Source organism: Streptomyces sp. NPDC057136 (genome assembly GCF_042670885.1).
Taxonomy (GTDB): domain Bacteria; phylum Actinomycetota; class Actinomycetes; order Streptomycetales; family Streptomycetaceae; genus Streptomyces.
This window is the reverse complement of record NZ_JBHUUV010000003.1, coordinates 154173-170092: the sequence shown is the minus strand read 5'-3', so window position 1 is coordinate 170092 and position 15920 is coordinate 154173. Positions and strand designations below refer to the sequence as shown.

Annotated in this window: 17 protein-coding genes; 7 read left to right on the top strand and 10 right to left on the bottom strand. The window is 69.8% G+C overall.

Features of this window, described 5'->3' with window-relative positions:
• Positions 1-115 precede the first annotated feature (115 nt).
• Together ACFT7S_RS05200 and ACFT7S_RS05195 are read right to left on the bottom strand one after the other, a co-directional pair.
• Positions 116-766, bottom strand: coding sequence for a response regulator (locus ACFT7S_RS05200; RefSeq protein WP_382727169.1), 651 nt, complete (start codon positions 764-766; stop codon positions 116-118).
• Positions 763-1884 carry a sensor histidine kinase gene (locus tag ACFT7S_RS05195; RefSeq protein WP_382727166.1) on the bottom strand — a complete coding sequence of 374 codons (1122 nt, stop codon included), beginning with the start codon at positions 1882-1884 and terminating at the stop codon, positions 763-765. Before ACFT7S_RS05195 ends, ACFT7S_RS05200 begins: the two co-directional genes overlap by 4 nt.
• 189 nt (positions 1885-2073) lie before the next feature.
• Between ACFT7S_RS05195 and ACFT7S_RS05190 the strand changes: the two genes are divergently transcribed.
• A complete protein-coding gene (locus ACFT7S_RS05190) occupies positions 2074-2349 on the top strand; it encodes a type II toxin-antitoxin system Phd/YefM family antitoxin (protein WP_382727163.1) in 276 nt (91 codons plus the stop codon).
• Positions 2346-2615, top strand: coding sequence for a type II toxin-antitoxin system RelE/ParE family toxin (locus tag ACFT7S_RS05185; protein ID WP_382727160.1), 270 nt, complete (start codon positions 2346-2348; stop codon positions 2613-2615). Before ACFT7S_RS05190 ends, ACFT7S_RS05185 begins: the two co-directional genes overlap by 4 nt.
• Before the next feature lie 6 nt (positions 2616-2621).
• Here the strand turns inward: ACFT7S_RS05185 and ACFT7S_RS05180 are convergent, their stop codons facing one another.
• A complete protein-coding gene (locus ACFT7S_RS05180; protein WP_382727157.1) occupies positions 2622-3194 on the bottom strand; it encodes a cob(I)yrinic acid a,c-diamide adenosyltransferase in 573 nt (190 codons plus the stop codon).
• Between the two features lie 317 nt (positions 3195-3511).
• Here ACFT7S_RS05180 and ACFT7S_RS05175 point away from each other — a divergent pair, with 317 nt between their 5' ends.
• From ACFT7S_RS05175 to ACFT7S_RS05165, 3 genes are all read left to right on the top strand, one after another.
• On the top strand, positions 3512-4360 hold the full coding sequence (locus ACFT7S_RS05175) for a 3-hydroxyacyl-CoA dehydrogenase family protein (RefSeq protein WP_382727154.1): 849 nt from the start codon (positions 3512-3514) through the stop codon (positions 4358-4360).
• Between the two features lie 237 nt (positions 4361-4597).
• Positions 4598-4921 (top strand): STAS domain-containing protein, encoded by a 324-nt coding sequence (locus ACFT7S_RS05170; protein WP_185298421.1) that lies wholly within the window; start codon positions 4598-4600, stop codon positions 4919-4921.
• Positions 4922-5147: 226 nt separating this feature from the next.
• Positions 5148-7607: an ATP-binding protein gene (locus ACFT7S_RS05165; RefSeq protein ID WP_382727151.1), complete on the top strand. Its 2460-nt coding sequence runs from the start codon at positions 5148-5150 to the stop codon at positions 7605-7607.
• Positions 7608-7683: 76 nt separating this feature from the next.
• On the opposite strand, the gene nucS is transcribed toward ACFT7S_RS05165, so the two are convergent.
• Positions 7684-8355, bottom strand: coding sequence for an endonuclease NucS (gene nucS, locus ACFT7S_RS05160; RefSeq protein WP_382727149.1), 672 nt, complete (start codon positions 8353-8355; stop codon positions 7684-7686).
• A 260-nt stretch (positions 8356-8615) separates the two neighbouring features.
• Between nucS and ACFT7S_RS05155 the strand changes: the two genes are divergently transcribed.
• Positions 8616-9008 carry an SCO5389 family protein gene (locus ACFT7S_RS05155; protein ID WP_382727146.1) on the top strand — a complete coding sequence of 131 codons (393 nt, stop codon included), beginning with the start codon at positions 8616-8618 and terminating at the stop codon, positions 9006-9008.
• Positions 9009-9174: 166 nt separating this feature from the next.
• Here ACFT7S_RS05155 and ACFT7S_RS05150 read toward each other — a convergent pair whose 3' ends face one another.
• Positions 9175-10215 (bottom strand): LLM class flavin-dependent oxidoreductase, encoded by a 1041-nt coding sequence (locus tag ACFT7S_RS05150; protein WP_382727145.1) that lies wholly within the window; start codon positions 10213-10215, stop codon positions 9175-9177.
• A gap of 212 nt (positions 10216-10427) precedes the next feature.
• Between ACFT7S_RS05150 and ACFT7S_RS05145 the strand changes: the two genes are divergently transcribed.
• Complete coding sequence (locus tag ACFT7S_RS05145) at positions 10428-10757, top strand: ATP/GTP-binding protein (RefSeq protein ID WP_382727142.1); 330 nt, start codon at positions 10428-10430, stop codon at positions 10755-10757.
• Between the two features lie 34 nt (positions 10758-10791).
• Here ACFT7S_RS05145 and ACFT7S_RS05140 read toward each other — a convergent pair whose 3' ends face one another.
• The 5 genes from ACFT7S_RS05140 to ACFT7S_RS05120 all read right to left on the bottom strand — a co-directional run bounded on the left by ACFT7S_RS05140 (position 10792) and on the right by ACFT7S_RS05120 (position 15739).
• Entirely contained in the window at positions 10792-11664 is an 873-nt protein-coding gene (locus tag ACFT7S_RS05140) for an ABC transporter permease subunit (RefSeq protein WP_382727139.1), read from the bottom strand.
• The gene (locus ACFT7S_RS05135) at positions 11661-12809 is read right to left on the bottom strand and encodes an ABC transporter ATP-binding protein (RefSeq protein ID WP_382727136.1); all 1149 of its coding nucleotides are present in this window, start codon (positions 12807-12809) and stop codon (positions 11661-11663) included. Before ACFT7S_RS05135 ends, ACFT7S_RS05140 begins: the two co-directional genes overlap by 4 nt.
• A gap of 107 nt (positions 12810-12916) precedes the next feature.
• Positions 12917-13696 carry an ABC transporter permease subunit gene (locus tag ACFT7S_RS05130; RefSeq protein WP_382727133.1) on the bottom strand — a complete coding sequence of 260 codons (780 nt, stop codon included), beginning with the start codon at positions 13694-13696 and terminating at the stop codon, positions 12917-12919.
• A gap of 5 nt (positions 13697-13701) precedes the next feature.
• Positions 13702-14703: an ABC transporter ATP-binding protein gene (locus ACFT7S_RS05125; RefSeq protein ID WP_382727130.1), complete on the bottom strand. Its 1002-nt coding sequence runs from the start codon at positions 14701-14703 to the stop codon at positions 13702-13704.
• Between the two features lie 97 nt (positions 14704-14800).
• Positions 14801-15739: a cellulose-binding protein gene (locus ACFT7S_RS05120; RefSeq protein ID WP_382727127.1), complete on the bottom strand. Its 939-nt coding sequence runs from the start codon at positions 15737-15739 to the stop codon at positions 14801-14803.
• Positions 15740-15920 lie beyond the last annotated feature (181 nt).

Sequence of the window (15920 nt, the reverse complement as noted above, 5' to 3'; positions counted from 1 at the left end):
CCTGCGCCGCCCAGAGCACGCCTTGTCATGGCGCACTCACCGCAGTGTGCTCGGTGAGATTAGGAAGGTCTGGACCAATCGTCAAGAGGTCCAGACCAAAGATCCGGCCTAAACCTCAGAGACCCAACTCCTGAGCGATCACCGCCGCTTGGGCCCGGCTCCGCAGCTCCAGCTTCCCCAGCAGCCTGCTGACGTGCGTCTTCACCGTCGCCTCCGCCATCGAGAGCCGCACCGCGATCTCCGCGTTCGACAGCCCCTCGCCCAGACATCCGAGAACCTCGCGCTCCCGCCGCGTGAGCGAGTCCAGGCCCGCGGGAGCGAGAGTGTCCGCCCGGCGTACAGGGGCGGCCCCGGCGAACTCCGCGATCAGCCGGCGCGTCACCGCCGGAGCGATCAGCCCCTCGCCGCGCGCCACCGTACGTACCGCTTCGAGCAGATCGTGTGCATCGGTGTTCTTCAGCAGGAAGCCCGCTGCGCCGGCCCGCAGCGCCCCGAAGACGTACTCGTCCAGATCGAATGTCGTCAGCACCAGGACATCCGCGAGCTGCTCCGCCACCACCTGCCGGGTCGCCGACACCCCGTCGAGCCGGGGCATCTGCACATCCATCAGCACGACGTCCGGGCGCAGTTCGCGGGCCAGCAGCACGGCGGCCTCGCCGTCGCCCGCCTCCCCGACGACCTCGATGTCCGGCGCGCTGCCCAGAATCAGCACCAGCCCCGCGCGTACGGCCGACTGGTCCTCCGCGACGAGTACCCGGATCGTCATTCCCTCATCGTCCTTTCGTCGACGGGCAGTTCGGCCCGTACCCGCCAGATCTTCCGGCCGTCCGCCGTGGGCTCCGGACCCGCCGCGATCGTGCCGCCGAGCAGGGCCACCCGCTCCCGCATGCCCACGAAGCCCGCCCCGGAACCGGGCGCACGCGGCCCCGGCCGGCTCCCGAACCCGCTGGTGATCTCCACCGACAGCACGTTGTCCTCGCGCGCGAGCCGTACCGCCACCGCGCCCGGAGCGGCATGCTTCAGCGCGTTCGTCAGGGACTCCTGGACGATGCGGTACGCCGCCAGTTCGACCGGTGCGGGCAGCCGCTCCGGCTTCCCGCGCGCGTCCTCCAGCGTGCACGTCAGCCCGCTCGACGCCCCGTTGGTACGCGCCTGCTCGACCAGGACGTCCAGCGAGGCGAGGGTCGGCGCCGCACTCGGCCCCGTCTCCGTCCCGCTGTGCCGGAGCAGCCCGATGAGCCGTCGCATCTCGGCCAGTCCCTCGACGCTGTTCTCACGGATCACCCCGAGCGCCTCGCGGGAGGTGCCCGGGTCGTCGATGGAGAGCGCCGCGGTGGAGTGGATGGCGATCGCGGAGAGGTGGTTGGCCACCATGTCGTGCAGCTCGCGCGCCATCCGCGCACGCTCGGCGGTCACCGCCTGGGCGCGGTCCATCTCGGCGAGCAGCGCCGTCTGGTCGGCCCGCAGCCGGGCGGTCTCCGCCGCGTCGCGGTGGTTGCGCACACTGACGCCGGTGATGGCGGGCGCGAAGGACACCAGGCCGGTGACCACACCGATCAGCAGCGCCTCCGCCGTACGGAACCAGGCGAGGAAGCCGATCGTCACCCCGACCGTCGCCAGGAACGAGGCCACCGGGATACGACGGGCGACGGCCGGGGACCCGTACACCACGGCCGCGTACACGACGTCCGTGAACATCAGCACGGTGGCCAGATTCCCGACCGTGAACTGGTCGGCGACCAGGGCGGGCACGGCGACGAGCAGAGCCGTCAACGGGGCGCTTCTGCGCAGCAGTTCGAGCCCCGCCATCACGGCGAGGGGCGCGAGAGTGATGCAAGGGGCACTGAAGGGCGGGCCGCCCTGGGTGTGCAGACGGTCCCTCACCGCACCGCCCGCCTGTCGGCCCGGTTGCGGCGATGGGGACGTTCGTGCGGTGCAGTGCGGGGCGGTCCAGGGAGTGCCACGGGGCCACCTGGCGGGGTGCGGGCGGCGCGCGACGTCGCCGTATGGGCGGAGTGGTGGCTCCCCCGAAAGATGTGGGCGCGTGTACACGAAGCCGAGTACACTCGTGGTATGGATGACTCCGTATCCGTACGCGAAGCCCGTGCCAATCTTGCCAAGCTTCTAGACCAGGCCCAGGAGGGAGAGCCCACCGTGATCACCCGCGGCGGGGCCCCGGTCGCCGCGATCGTCCCGATTGAGGAGTACAACGCCCTGGAGGAGGCCGCCGACGAGATCCTCGCTCGCCGTGCCCTGCGAACCCTTGCGGAGGAAGGCGACGCACCACGTGCCACGATGGCCGACGTGCTTGCCGACATCTTCGGCGCCTCCGCGGCGGATGTCGCGTGAAGTACGCCTTCGAGTTCACCGCCGCCGCCCGTCGGCAGCTCCGTGACATCGATCGGACGACCGCCCTGCGCATCCTCCATGCACTCAGCCGCATCGGTGACGACCCGTATCGCGACGACGCGGACGTGAAAAAGCTGTCCGGCCATGATGACCTGTACCGCCTGCGCGTCGGCGCGTACCGGATCGCGTACACGATCAACGACGGGAAGCTCGTCATCCTCGTTGTCGAGGTGGGGCACCGCAGGGAGATCTACCGGCGGCTCTGACCGTTGTCAGCGCTCCCCGCCCGGCACCCACAGCACGTCGCCGACCTCCTTGTTCGCCGTCCTCGCGAGGATGAACAGGAGGTCGGAGAGCCGGTTGAGATACGTCGCGGTCAGCGCGTTCATCACGTCCCCGTGCACCTCGATCGCCGCCCAGGTGGACCGCTCGGCCCGCCGGACCACGGTGCACGCCTGGTGCAGCAGCGCCGCCCCCGGCGTACCGCCCGGCAGGATGAAGCTGCGCAGCTTCTCCAGCTCCTCCAGGAAGCTGTCGCAGTCCGCCTCCAGCTTGTCGATGTAGGACTGCTCGACCCGCAGCGGCGGATACTTCGGGTCTTCCACGACCGGCGTCGACAGGTCCGCGCCGACGTCGAAGAGGTCGTTCTGGACGCGGACGAGGACCTTCACCACGTCCTGGGGCAGCTGCCCGAGCGCGATGGCCGTACCGATGACGGCATTGGCCTCGTTCGCGTCGGCATACGCCGAGATCCGCAGATCGGTCTTGGCGGTCCGGCTCATGTCGCCGAGAGCGGTGGTGCCCTTGTCGCCGGTACGGGTATAGATGCGCGTCAGATTGACCATGGGGCCAGCCTAGGGTCTGTCCGGCGGATCAGGGTCGGACAGGGCGCGGCGTCCGGTGCGGTGCATCGCAAGGCGCCGGAGCGTCCTCAGGTGGGGTCTCCCCTGCCCGAACGAAGTTGAGAGCCTGGGGATACGTACCCGTCCCGGCGGGGACGGAGGTGGCCAACTGCACGTGGTGCGCCGCCGAATGACGCGTACCAGTGTGATGTCCGTCATTTGAGACGTGACGCGCATCTCTTCGCCTCCCCAGGGCCCCTCACGGGTACTAATCTCCGCCGGAGAGCGTGTGAACAACCGTTATCCAAAGGGGTGCAAACGTGGCCAGGAAGCTCGCCGTCATCGGGGCCGGACTCATGGGATCCGGGATCGCGCAGGTCTCTGCCCAGGCGGGCTGGGACGTCGTCCTGCGCGACGTCACCGACGCGGCACTGGCCCGTGGCCTGGACGGCATCAAGGGGTCGTACGACCGGTTCGTGTCCAAGGGCAAGCTGGATGCGGCCGACGCCGAGGCCGCGCTCGCCCGCATCACCACGAGCACCGACCTCGACGCCGTCGCCGACGCGGATGTCGTCGTCGAGGCCGTCTTCGAGAAGCTGGAGGTCAAGCACGAGATCTTCCGCGCGCTCGACAAGGTCGTGCGCGAGGACGCCGTGCTCGCCTCCAACACCTCCGCCATCCCGATCACCAAGATCGCTGCCGTGACGGAGCGGCCCGAGCGGGTCGTCGGTGTGCACTTCTTCTCGCCGGTCCCGATGATGCAGCTCTGCGAGCTGGTACGCGGTTACAAGACGAGCGACGAAGCCCTCGCCACCGCGCGGGAGTTCGCCGAGTCGGTCGGCAAGACCTGCATCGTCGTCAACCGTGACGTCGCGGGCTTCGTCACCACGCGCCTCATCTCGGCGCTGGTCGTCGAGGCCGCCAAGCTGTACGAGTCGGGCGTCGCCTCGGCCGAGGACATCGACACCGCCTGCAAGCTGGGCTTCGGTCACGCCATGGGCCCCCTCGCCACGGCCGACCTGACCGGCGTCGACATCCTGCTGCACGCAACCGGCAACATCTACACGGAGTCGCAGGACGAGAAGTTCGCGGCTCCGGAGCTGATGCGCCGGATGGTCGATGCAGGTGACATCGGCCGCAAGAGCGGGCAGGGCTTCTACACCTACTGAGATCGATCATGTCCCGGGCCGCCTGATCTGCCGTCGATCAGGCCCGGGGCCCCGGTGAGCCGGAGGGGTCCGGCTCCCGGGACCAGTCAACAGCGAGCGGGCCGACGTCACTCCACGGAGTGAATTCGGTATCGGTTCGCTTACAGACGGCAACTTCCTTGTCGTTGCGGCAGTCAGTTGTGGCAGAGACAGAACAGACAGACGGACCTTGCTACGGAGTATTCCCGGGGAGCGCATATGCATATCAGGGGCGACCACGCCGAGCTGGTCGTCGGGGGCCGCCTCGACGTCCGAAGCGCGGCGGACGCCCGTACGGTCCTGCACTCGGCCGTCGACGACGGCGTCGGCGATCTCGTGCTGAACCTGACCGAGCTGGATTCCTGGGATGCCACCGGACTCGGCGTCATCATGGGCGCCCACCGACGGGCCGGCCGGGCCGGCCGACGGCTCGTTCTACGCGGCGTACCACCACAGATGCAGCGCCTGCTCGTCGCGACCAGGTTGCACCGCATCCTGGCCATCGAGGGCGGAATCGCCGCGGAGTCACTTCCGCGCGTCTGAGGTTTCCCTCCGGCAGGACCCGGCGGCGTTGCATGCACAATCCTCACGAGACCGTGATGTGCCGGGCGGCGCGGCACCCCGCCGGTACGTAGATACTGTGCGAAGGTTTAGGGTTCGGCCGTCTGCCGATTGACGGACCCATGGGCGGACACCGGACCAGAAGCGACAGCGGGGCGTGCGAGGCCGGGAAGGGCAACCGCGCGCGACGCATCTGGGGGGCTTTGCAATGGACCCGAACAACCGGGGATCCGAAGAGTACGGCCGGGACCACGACGGCTTCGAAGAGGACAGCGTGCCGCAACGGCAGTCCCGTGAACCGCTGACACCCGACTTCGGGCTCCAGACACCGCAGCAGGCGCGCACGGTTCAGCTCATATCGGGTGACCTGCTCCTCACGGTCAATCCGGTCGACGGCAGCGAGGTCGAACCCTGCCCGCCGGGCCGGCAGCCCGAGGCGCCCGTACGGCACACCGCCACCGAGCGCGCGGATCGTGAACGCGCCGCCGCTCCGTCCGTCCCGCCGGGACCGCCCGGCCCGCTCCTGCCGCTCCTGGAACGCCAGGAGGCACGCGAACGGCTGGTACGGCTGCTGGCACGCGGACGGTCGGTACGTGTGACCGGACCCGCCGGATCGGGCCGCACGGCCCTGCTGAGCGCCGTCGCCGCCGACTGCGCGGACCTGGCGCCCGACGGCGTCGTACGGCTCAGCGGTCACAAGCGCACCACCACGGACCTCCAGTACGCGCTCTTCGAGGCCGTCCACCGCGCGCCGTTGCACCGTCCCGGCCGCGAAGAACTCCTCGGACTGATCCGGGGCATCGGCGCAGTCGTCGTCCTCGACGACCTGGAGTTCGGCGGCGCCGCGCTCGACGAACTGCTCGACGCCACGCCCGAGTGCGCGTTCGTGCTCGCCGCGACACCCGATGTCGCCGCGCCCGGCCCCGACGCGCACCTGGAAGAGCTCTCTCTCACCGGGCTCGGCCGCAGTGCCTCGATCGATCTGCTGGAGCAGGTCGTCGAGCGCTCGCTCACCGAGGACGAGGCGAACTGGGCGGGTGACCTCTGGTTCGAGTCGGAGGGGCTGCCCCTGCGCTTCGTCCAGGCGGGCGCCCTGCTGCGCCACCGGGACCTCCTGCGCGATCCCGAAGCCTTCGACGCGTACGGCTCCGCGGCGCCCTTCGCACCCGAAGGCGCGCCGGAGGCGCCGCTGCCCAGCCTGGGGGAGGGCGCGGCCCCCGCGTTGCTGCTCGCCTCCCGGCTGAGCGAGGCCGCGCGCGAGACCCTGCGCTTTGCCGTCGCGCTCGGGGGTGAGGTGCCGCACCAGGCGCATCTGCCGGCGCTCGTGGGGGACACCCACGCAGACGCCGCCCTCGGCGAGCTGGCCGGCTGCGGACTGCTCTCCCCGGCCGGCCCCCGCTACCGGCTCGCGGCGGGCGTCGTAACCCAGCTGGAGGCCGGTGGATACGGCGAGGGCGCGGCCGACCGCGCCAGGACCGCCGCCCAGCACTACGCCTGGTGGGCCGGGCATCCCTCGGTCACGTCCGAGCGGGCGGTCGCCGAGGCCGACGCCGTACTCGCCGCGCTGGCACAGCTGGTGCCGGGCGACCGGGCCGGACAGGCCAGCGTCGCCGTCCTGCTGGCCCGTAGCGCGTCTCCGGCCTTCGCCGCCGGAATGCAGTGGGGAGCCTGGGAAAAGGTCCTCAGAATGGGCCAGGAGAGCGCGAGGATCGCCGGCGAGGTGGCGGAGGAGGCCTACTTCCACCACGAGTTGGGCGTACTCGCGCTCTGTACCGGCCATCTGGAGCGGGCCAGGGCCGAACTGGAGGCGTCGATCGGCATGCGTGGCGCGCTCTCCGACAAGTCCGGGGCGGTGGCCGGGCGCAGGGCGCTCGCCCTGGTCGCGGACCGCTCCGGCGGGCCGGTGCCGGGTGGCCGTACCCCGGCGGGCGAGGAGCTCGCGGCCGCGCGGTACGAGGAGGCGGCCTCGCCGCCCGGCGGGATCCCGGCGGCGCTGCCGCTCTTCCCCCGGCAGCCCGTCCCCGCCGAGACGACCGCCGTGATCTCCGGCCCGGACACCCCGGCGGGCCGCGGCCCCGCGTTCCTTCGCGGCGCCCGGCGCAACCTGGTCGGGGCCGGCGCGGGAGCGCTGCTGGTGGCCGTACTCGGCACCGTCGTGACGCTCGGAGCGACCTCGGGCAGCGAGGAGCCGGACAGCCGGAACGTGACCACCGAGCAGTCCGCGGACGAGGACGACAGCGACAACGGTTTCCCCGAGGACGAGCCGACGCCCGGCGCGCCCGAGGAGAGCGGGACCCCCGGCGAGGGCACCGAGTCACCCGGCCCCTCCGGCCATGCCACCCCGCCCGCGGGCACCACCCCGTCCGCGGGCACTTCGGACCCGGGCACCACCCCGAAGACGGACGACCCGACGACTACGAGCCCCACGGGGCGTCCCACGACAGGGTCACCGACCACCGGATCGCCGACGAAACCGACGACCAAACCGCCGACGACACCGCCGACGACGCCGCCCACCACACCGCCGACGGACCCGCCGACGCCCACGGACCCGCCGACCACGGAGGAGCCGCCGCCCTCCGCGCCCGAGACCTCCCTCTCGGCGAGCGGCCCCGCGACGGAGGACACACCACCGGCCTCGGGCAGCGCACCGGCACCGACTGCCTGAACCTCTGCATCACGAAAAACGCCGGCCGGGCTCGAAATCGAGCCCGGCCGGCGTTCTACGTCACAGGAACCGTCGGTCAGAACAGGCGCAGCTTGTCGTCCTCGATGCCTCGCATCGCGTTGTAGTCCAGGACCACGCAGCCGATCCCGCGGTCCGTCGCCAGGACCCGCGCCTGCGGCTTGATCTCCTGGGCCGCGAAGATGCCCTTCACCGGGGCGAGATGGGGATCGCGGTTGAGCAGCTCCAGATAGCGGGTCAGCTGCTCCACACCGTCGATGTCGCCGCGGCGCTTCAGCTCCACGGCCACTGTCCCGCCGTCCGCGTCGCGGCACAGGATGTCCACGGGGCCGATGGCGGTGGGGTACTCGCGGCGGATCAGGGTGTGGCCCTCGCCGAGGATCTCGATCCGGTCGGCCAGGAGCTCCTGGAGGTGTGCTTCCACGCCGTCCTTGATCAGGCCGGGGTCGACGCCCAGTTCGTGCGAGGAGTCGTGGAGGATTTCCTCCATCGTGATGATCAGTTTCTCGCCCGCTTTGTTCACCACCGTCCAGATGCCCTCGTTGCCGTCGGCGCCCTCCTTGAGGGAGCACGGCGGGGACATCCAGTTGAGCGGTTTGTACGCCCGGTCGTCGGCGTGGATCGACACACTGCCGTCCGCCTTCACCAGGATCAGACGGGGGGCGGAGGGCAGGTGGGCGGTGAGCCGGCCCGCGTAGTCGACGGAGCAACGGGCGATGACGAGACGCATGGTCGGCAACGCTACTCGACGACGGGTGCTCCACGCGATTCCCGTAGCCGTCTCCCGCACGTACGTGACCCGGCCCATCGGGCTTGCCCCTCTTTGAGAGCCTTCGTTATTGGCCGGTTGTGTTCCCAATCTCCTGGTGCGGCCCGGACTGCGCGCTTACCGTGTAATCAGGAGGTCGCCGTCTGTGTACGCTGCGTCGCCGTCCTCCTTCCCTGCCCGTAAGGCCCCGGCGCACCGTCGGGGTCGCGAGAGGAGAACCCATGTCGCTCGACGTCTCACCGGCGCTGTTGGATCAGGCCGAGCGAGGCGAGGTCGACGAAGCCGACTTCGTCGACTGCGTCCGGACCTCCCTGCCCTACGCATGGGAGATGATCAGCTCTCTGGTGGCACAGCTGAAGGTCGACGGCGGACAGTTCGCCGACAACCAGACGCCGCCGCCGGACGAGCAGGCACGTGGTCAGCTGCTGCGTGCGCTCGCGAGTGATGCGATACGTGGCGCACTTCAGCGGCACTTCGGAGTGCGTCTGGCATTCCAGAACTGCCACCGCATAGCGGTGTTCCCGCTGGACGCTTCGGTCGACGAGCGTCTGGCCCGCTTCACCTCGGTGAGGGGCCAGTTGCTCAACCAGTCGCCCGAACTACGGGACTGCTGAACGCTTCTGCTGCCGCTCCAGGCCGCGGGAGGTGCGACAGGCCCGGGGCGGCAGCTCCCGTACCACCAGCACACCGGCACACGAGCAAACCGGCACGATGAGCACCATCGGAACCATGAGCAACACCAGAACTACCGGCACTGCCAGGACCACCGGAATGAGCGCATCAGGTCAGCAGCGGCAGCACCTCGGTGCCCAGTCGTTGCACGTTCTCCTCGGTCGCGGCGAGGTCGCCCGAGCCTTCCACCAGGAGGGCGAAGCGGGTGATGCCGGTCCGCTCCGCGGTCGCCGCGAGGCGGTCGGCCGCGAGGCGGGGCGGGCCCACCGGATGCATGGCGCACAGCAGTTCCGTATAGGCGACGGGGTCGCGCATCACCCGGTGCCTGCCGTCGACCGTCACATGGGCGTCGAGCCCCTGTTTGAGCCATCCCGGCATCGCCTTCACGAGCGTCTCCGTGGCATCGGCGGGCCTGTCCGCGATCTGGGCCACCCCTGCGGACACATGTCCGACGCTCTCCACGACATCGGGCGAGTGACCGGCCTCCCGGGCGGCCGTGCGCCACAGGGCGACCATCTCGGCTTTCTCCTCGTCCCCGCAGTGCATGCCCAGAAGCATCGGCAGCGCCTTCGCGGCGGCGAGCCGGATACTCTTCGGCGAGGTGCACGCCACGATCACCTCCGGGCCCCCGGGCCCGGCCGGGTCGTCGGCCAGCAGCTCGTCGGAGCGCGGCACGACCGCCACCTCGCGGAATCCGAACCGCTCCCCGGCGCCGGCCACCCGGGGCTTGCGCAGCCAGTCGAGCAGCAGGTCCAGCGATTCGGGGAAGTCCTTCTCGTACGCCGCGAGGCCCCCGCCGAACACCTCCAGGTCCACCCAGGGCCCGCCCCGTCCCACCCCCAGGGAGAACCGGCCTCCGCTGGTGATGTGCAGCAGCGCGGCCTGTTCGCCGAGGGAGACGGGGTGCTGGGTCGGCAGCACGCTCACCGCCGTACCAACCCGGATTCTGCGGGTGCGGCCGAGCAGCAGCGCGGCCAGTGTGACGGCGGACGGGCAGACCCCGTACGGCACGAAATGGTGTTCTGCCAGCCAGACCGAGTCGAGTCCGGATTCCTCCGCGACCTCCGCGGAGCGGATGGCACGGTGCAGTGCTTCACCCTGCCCCTGGCCCGGAAACTGAGCTGCCAGTACGAACGTTCCCACGCGCATCGCCTGTTGCCTCCTTGCGGCCGACGCGGGTCTCCCCTATAGGCAACAACGTCTGACACGTGCCAAAGGCACGGTCCAAACGGAAGTTGTTGCGATTTTCCGCTAACTCGCCCCTGGCGCGGCCACGGTCTCATGCCGTACAGGCCGGTTGCCGGGCCCGATGGGCCTACGCTGGACGGGAAGCCGCCCGTTCTGCCCCCATGAGGTGTCACGTGTCTCCGCGCCGCAACCGCCCCCGAGGCGGCGAGAGCCCCACCAGCAGTCCATTCGCTGAGGGGCAGCGGTACGGCGGAGGCGGAGCCACCGAGAGCTGGCAGGGCGAGGAGTGGTCGGTACGCCCGGTGAGCGGTGCGAGCGCGGCGGGGAAACGGTACCGCTGCCCCGGCTGCGACCAGGAGATCCCGTCCGGCGTCCCGCATCTGGTCGCCTGGCCCGAGTTCGGCGGCATCGACGACCGCAGACACTGGCACAAGGCCTGCTGGAACGCGAAGGACCGCCGCACCACACGGGTGCAGCGGTCCAGGAACGCCCCGCGCTACTGAGCGAAGGGCCGGACCTCGGACGCCGGGCCGGGCGTCAGACGTCGCGGCGGTCCAGCGTGAGATAGGCGGCCGCCATCGCGACGGCGGTCACACCCAGCATGATCCACAGGGGCTCCCAGCCGGACGGCCCCGAGGTGGTGACCGAGGCGTCGTAGAACGCGCCGAGCTGGTTGGGGATCGAGTACTCGAAGAGCGCCTGCTGAAGGTCGGCCAGCGTCTCCGAGAACATGAACATCGCCAGCACCAGCGGCAGCAGCACCACGGCGATCATGATGGTGATCGCGCCGGCCGAGTGCCGGATCAGCGCACCGAGCGCGAGCGAGAGCAGTCCGAGCGTCGCGATGTAGAGGCCGACCCCCACCGTGGAGCGCAGCCAGTCGTCGCCCGAGGGCTCCACACCGTCCACCATCGCCGTCTGGAGGACGCCGACGATCGTCGTCATCACCGTGGTGATCACGAAGGACAGCAGGAAGAAGACGATCGCTTTCGCGGTCAGCACCCGGGCACGGCTGGGGCAGGCCGTCAGCGTCGTACGGATCATTCCGGTGCCGTACTCCGACGCGATGGTCAGCACGCCGAGCGTGATCACGCAGATCGAGCCGAGCAGCACTCCGAAGAAGCCGAGGCTGAGCACGGGGGTGTTCCCGAGGTCGGCGTCCGAGGCGCTGACGGCGATCGCGGACAGCAGCCCGATGCCGAGCAGCAGCACGATCATCACGCCGAGCGTCCACATCGTGGAGCGTACGGAGCGGATCTTCGTCCACTCGGACGCGATCGCGTCGCCGAGGCTGGCGCGGCGTACCGGGATCGGCGAGTTGTAGAGGCCCCCGGGAGCGCCCTGCCAGTTCTGCGGCGCCGTGGCCTGCTGCGGGGGCTGGTACGGGGCCTGGGGCGCCGGCGTCGTCATCGGGAGTCCTCGCTGGTCTCGCGCTTGGTCGGTTCTGCGGGGGAGGCGGCGGGCGCGGCCGGGGCGGGGGCCGGGGCGCCCGGAGCGGACGCGTACGGGTTCTGTCCCGGCGGCGGCGGGGCGTACCAGCCCTGCTGCGGCATCTCGGGCTGGGGCTGCGGCTGCGCGTAGCCGGGCTGCTGTCCGTAGCCGGCCGGAGCCTGCTGCTGGAGCGCGGCCTTGGCGTCCACGGTCGAGCGGTAGTCCACGGCGCCCTGCGTCATCCGCATGTACGCCTCCTCCAGCGACGCCTGGTGCGGCGAGAGCTCCCACAGCCGGACGTCCGCGCCGTGTGCCAGATCGCTGATCCGGGGCAGCTGGAGACCGGTGACCCGCAGGGCCCCGTCCGGCTCCGACATGACCTGGCCGCCCGCCTCGGTGAGCGAGGCGGTGAGCTTCTCGCGCTGCTCCGGGAGGTCCGAAGGGACCCGGACGCGGGCGAAGTCGGCCGAGTTGGCGGAGATGAAGTCCGTGACGCTCATATCGGCGAGCAGCTGGCCGCGCCCGATCACGATGAGGTGATCGGCGGTCAGCGCCATCTCGCTCATCAGGTGGCTGGAGACGAAGACCGTGCGGCCCTCCGATGCCAGCAGCTTCATGAGATTACGCACCCAGAGGATGCCCTCGGGGTCGAGACCGTTGACCGGCTCGTCGAAGAGCAGCACCTGCGGATCGCCGAGCATGGCCGCGGCGATCCCGAGCCGCTGCCCCATACCGAGCGAGAAGCCCTTGGACCGCTTGCGTGCGACGTCCTGGAGACCGACGACGCCGAGGACCTCGTCGACCCGGGCGGCGGGGATACCGGACAGCTGCGCCAGCGAGAGGAGATGGTTCCTGGCGCTGCGGCCGCCGTGCACGGCCTTGGCGTCGAGCAACGCGCCCACCTGGCGCGGTGCGTTCGGCAGGCTGCGGAAGGCGTGGCCGCCGATCGTCACATGGCCCGCGGTCGGAGTGTCCAGACCGAGCATCATGCGCATGGTGGTGGACTTGCCGGACCCGTTGGGACCGAGGAACCCGGTGACGGCCCCCGGCCGCACCTGGAAGGAAAGGTTGTGCACGGCCGTCTTGGCGCCGTAGCGCTTGGTCAGGCCGACTGCCTCGATCATTCTCCAGCCCCATCGACTTATCTGTCGGTCGGGGCCCAGGCCACCTGGCCGCACGCCCCCGTAAGAGTTAGGAGGATAACCACGCCCTGACGGTTCCAGCCAAGTTGTTACGCGTCCCGCTGCTTCAGCACGACGTATCCGCCGATCAGCGCGGCCACCACCCACGCCAGCAGGATGCCGAGCCCGCCCCAGGGCCCGTACGGAGCGGGGTCGCTGTTCATGGCGTCGGGAACCACCTGCATGATCTTCGATCCGGCCTGGTCGGGGAAGTAGCGGGCCACGTTCTTGGCGCCCGGGACGGCCGACAGAATCTGCGAGACGAGGAAGAAGAACGGCATCAGGATGCCGAGCGACAGCATCGAGCTGCGCAGCATCGCGGCCACGCCCATGGAGAAGATCGCGATCAGACCCATGTAGATGCCGCCGCCGAAGACCGCGCGCAGCACGTTGTCCGCGCCGAGGTCCGTGCGGTGGTCGCCGAGCAGTGCCTGGCCGAGGAAGAACGAGATGAAGCTGGTCGAGAGGCCGACCACCAGGGCGAGGACGCCCGCCACCGCGATCTTGCTGAAGAGGAACGTGGCGCGCTGGGGCACGGCCGCCAGCGACGTACGGATCATGCCGGAGCTGTACTCCGTACCGACCACCAGGACACCGAAGACCACCATTGCGAGCTGACCGAGAATCATCCCGGAGAAGCTGATGAAGGTCGGGTCGAAGGTGGCACGCTCCGCGTCGGAGAGATCGTCGAACTGGGAGTTCATCAGTGCGCAGAGCGCCGCGCTCATGGCGACGGTGACGGCGAACGCGGAGATGAGCGTCCAGGTGGTCGAGGAGACCGTACGGATCTTGGTCCACTCGGAGGTCAGGACCGCGGGTACCGATGCCATCGTGGTCATGCTCCCTTGCCGTGATCAAAAACGCCGCCCGCGGACCGGTCCCACTCGCTGCCCCACTGCGGACCCGCGGGAGGCGGCAGCGCGCCGTCGCGTTCCGAGTGCGCGTGATACTCCACGGAACCCGCGGTCATCTGCATGAACGCCTCTTCCAGCGAGGCCCGCTGGGAGCTCAGTTCGTGCAGCACGATCTGGTGCCGGGCGGCGAGCTCGCCGAGCTGCTCGGTGGTGGCGCCGTCGATCTCCAGCGTGCCGTTGCCCGACTCGACGGCGACGAAGTTCTCCCCGTGCAGCACATCCCGCAGCCGCTCCTGCTGCGGGGAACGCAGCCGTACATAACTGCGGGAGTTGTCATGGATGAAATCGGCCATAGAGGTGTCGGCGAGCAGTCTGCCCTGGCCGATCACGATCAAGTGGTCGGCGGTCAGTGCCATTTCGCTCATCAGATGGGAGGAAACGAAGATCGTCCGGCCCTCTGCGGCGAGCGCCTTCATCAGATTTCGGATCCAGTGAATTCCCTCGGGGTCCAGACCATTGACGGGTTCGTCGAACATCAGGATCTCGGGGTTGCCGAGCAGCGCCGAAGCGATTCCCAGACGCTGGCCCATACCGAGGGAGAAACCCTTGGATTTTTTCGTGGCCACCGCACTGAGCCCGACCATGTCGAGAACCTCCGCGACCCGGCTCGTCGGGATGCGGTTGCTCTGCGCGAGACAGAGCAGATTGTTGTACGCGCTGCGGCCGCCGTGCATCGACTTCGCGTCGAGCAGCGCCCCGATGTACTTGAGGGGTTCGTCGAGCTCGCGGTAGTGCCTGCCGTCGATGCGGACCGTGCCGCTGGTGGGGTTGTCGAGATCGAGCATCATCCGCATCGTGGTCGACTTGCCCGCCCCGTTGGGGCCGAGAAAACCCGTCACCATTCCGGGTCTGACCTGGCACGACAGATGGTCGACAGCGACTTTGTCGCCGAATCGCTTGGTGAGGCCCTCAAGCTCGATCATGCGCTCACGCTAGAACGGCCGCGCGCCCGGCGCCACCACAAGGGCGGAACCGGGCGCGCGGGAGCATGCCAGGGGGTACAGCTGCGGTACTCCGGGGTCAGCGGGTCTGCTGAGCCGGAACCCCGCGGGTGGCGGGCTCGTCGTCCACCGGGGAGCCGGCGGCGGCCACCGCGGCACCCGTCAGCGTCGCCAGCATCTCGCGGACGTTGGTCAGCTGGGCGTTGATCGAGTCGCGGCGGTTGGTGAGCGCCGCGAGCTCGCGCTCCGATTCGCTGCGGATCCGGTCGGCCTTGGCGTTCGCGTCGGCCACGATGTCCTCGGCCTGGCGCTGCGCCGTCTCCACCGTCTGACGAGCCCTGCGCTCGGCGTCCGTGCGGAGCTTCTCGGCCTCCAGGCGGAGTTGCTCGGCGCGGTGCTCGATCTCGGCGAGACGCTTCTCCGCCTTCGCCTGACGGGACGCGAGGTCGCGCTCCGACTGCTCGCGGCGCTTCGCCAGGTTCGTCTCGAAGTCCGCGGCGGCCTGGGCGGCCTTGGCGCGGGTCTCCTCGAAGAGGGCGTCGGCCTCCTCGCGCTTCTGCTGAGCGTCCTTCTGCGCCTCGGTGCGCAGCGTGGTCGCCTCGCCCTTGGCCTTCTCGACGATGCGAACGCCCTCGTCCTCGGCCTTCGTCTTGCGCTCGGACGCGAACGACTCCGCGTCGTTGCGCACCTGCTGGGCGGCCGACTCGGCCAGCTCACGGTGCTGCTCGGCGGCGCGACGGGCCTCCTCGCGCAGGTCCTTCGCCTCCTCCTCGGCGAGGCGGAGAATCTTCTCGACGCGCGCACCCAGACCGGCGTACGACGGCTCGGCGTCGTTGACCTGGGCCTGAGCGTTCTGCGTTTCGAGGTGGAGCTCCTCGATGCGCTTTTCCAGAGAGGTGATTCGGGCCAGTGCACTATCACGGTCGGCGACGAGCTTGGTAATGCGGTCGTCCACCTGACCGCGGTCGTAACCACGTCGCACGAGCTCGAAGCCGAAGGGGGAGGAAGGGTCGCTCATGGGTTTCCTGTCGAATGAGACCGGTGAGGTGATAGGGGGAATCCTAGGGGCCTGAGCGGCGTGTCAACGTGCAGATGCCGCTTTGATCTGGAGAATGACACCCCTTTTGAGTGGCTGACCTCCGGAGTGCTTGCCACTCGAAGGGTTGAATGTTCATGCCGAAGCAGGTGTCGCGGCTGAT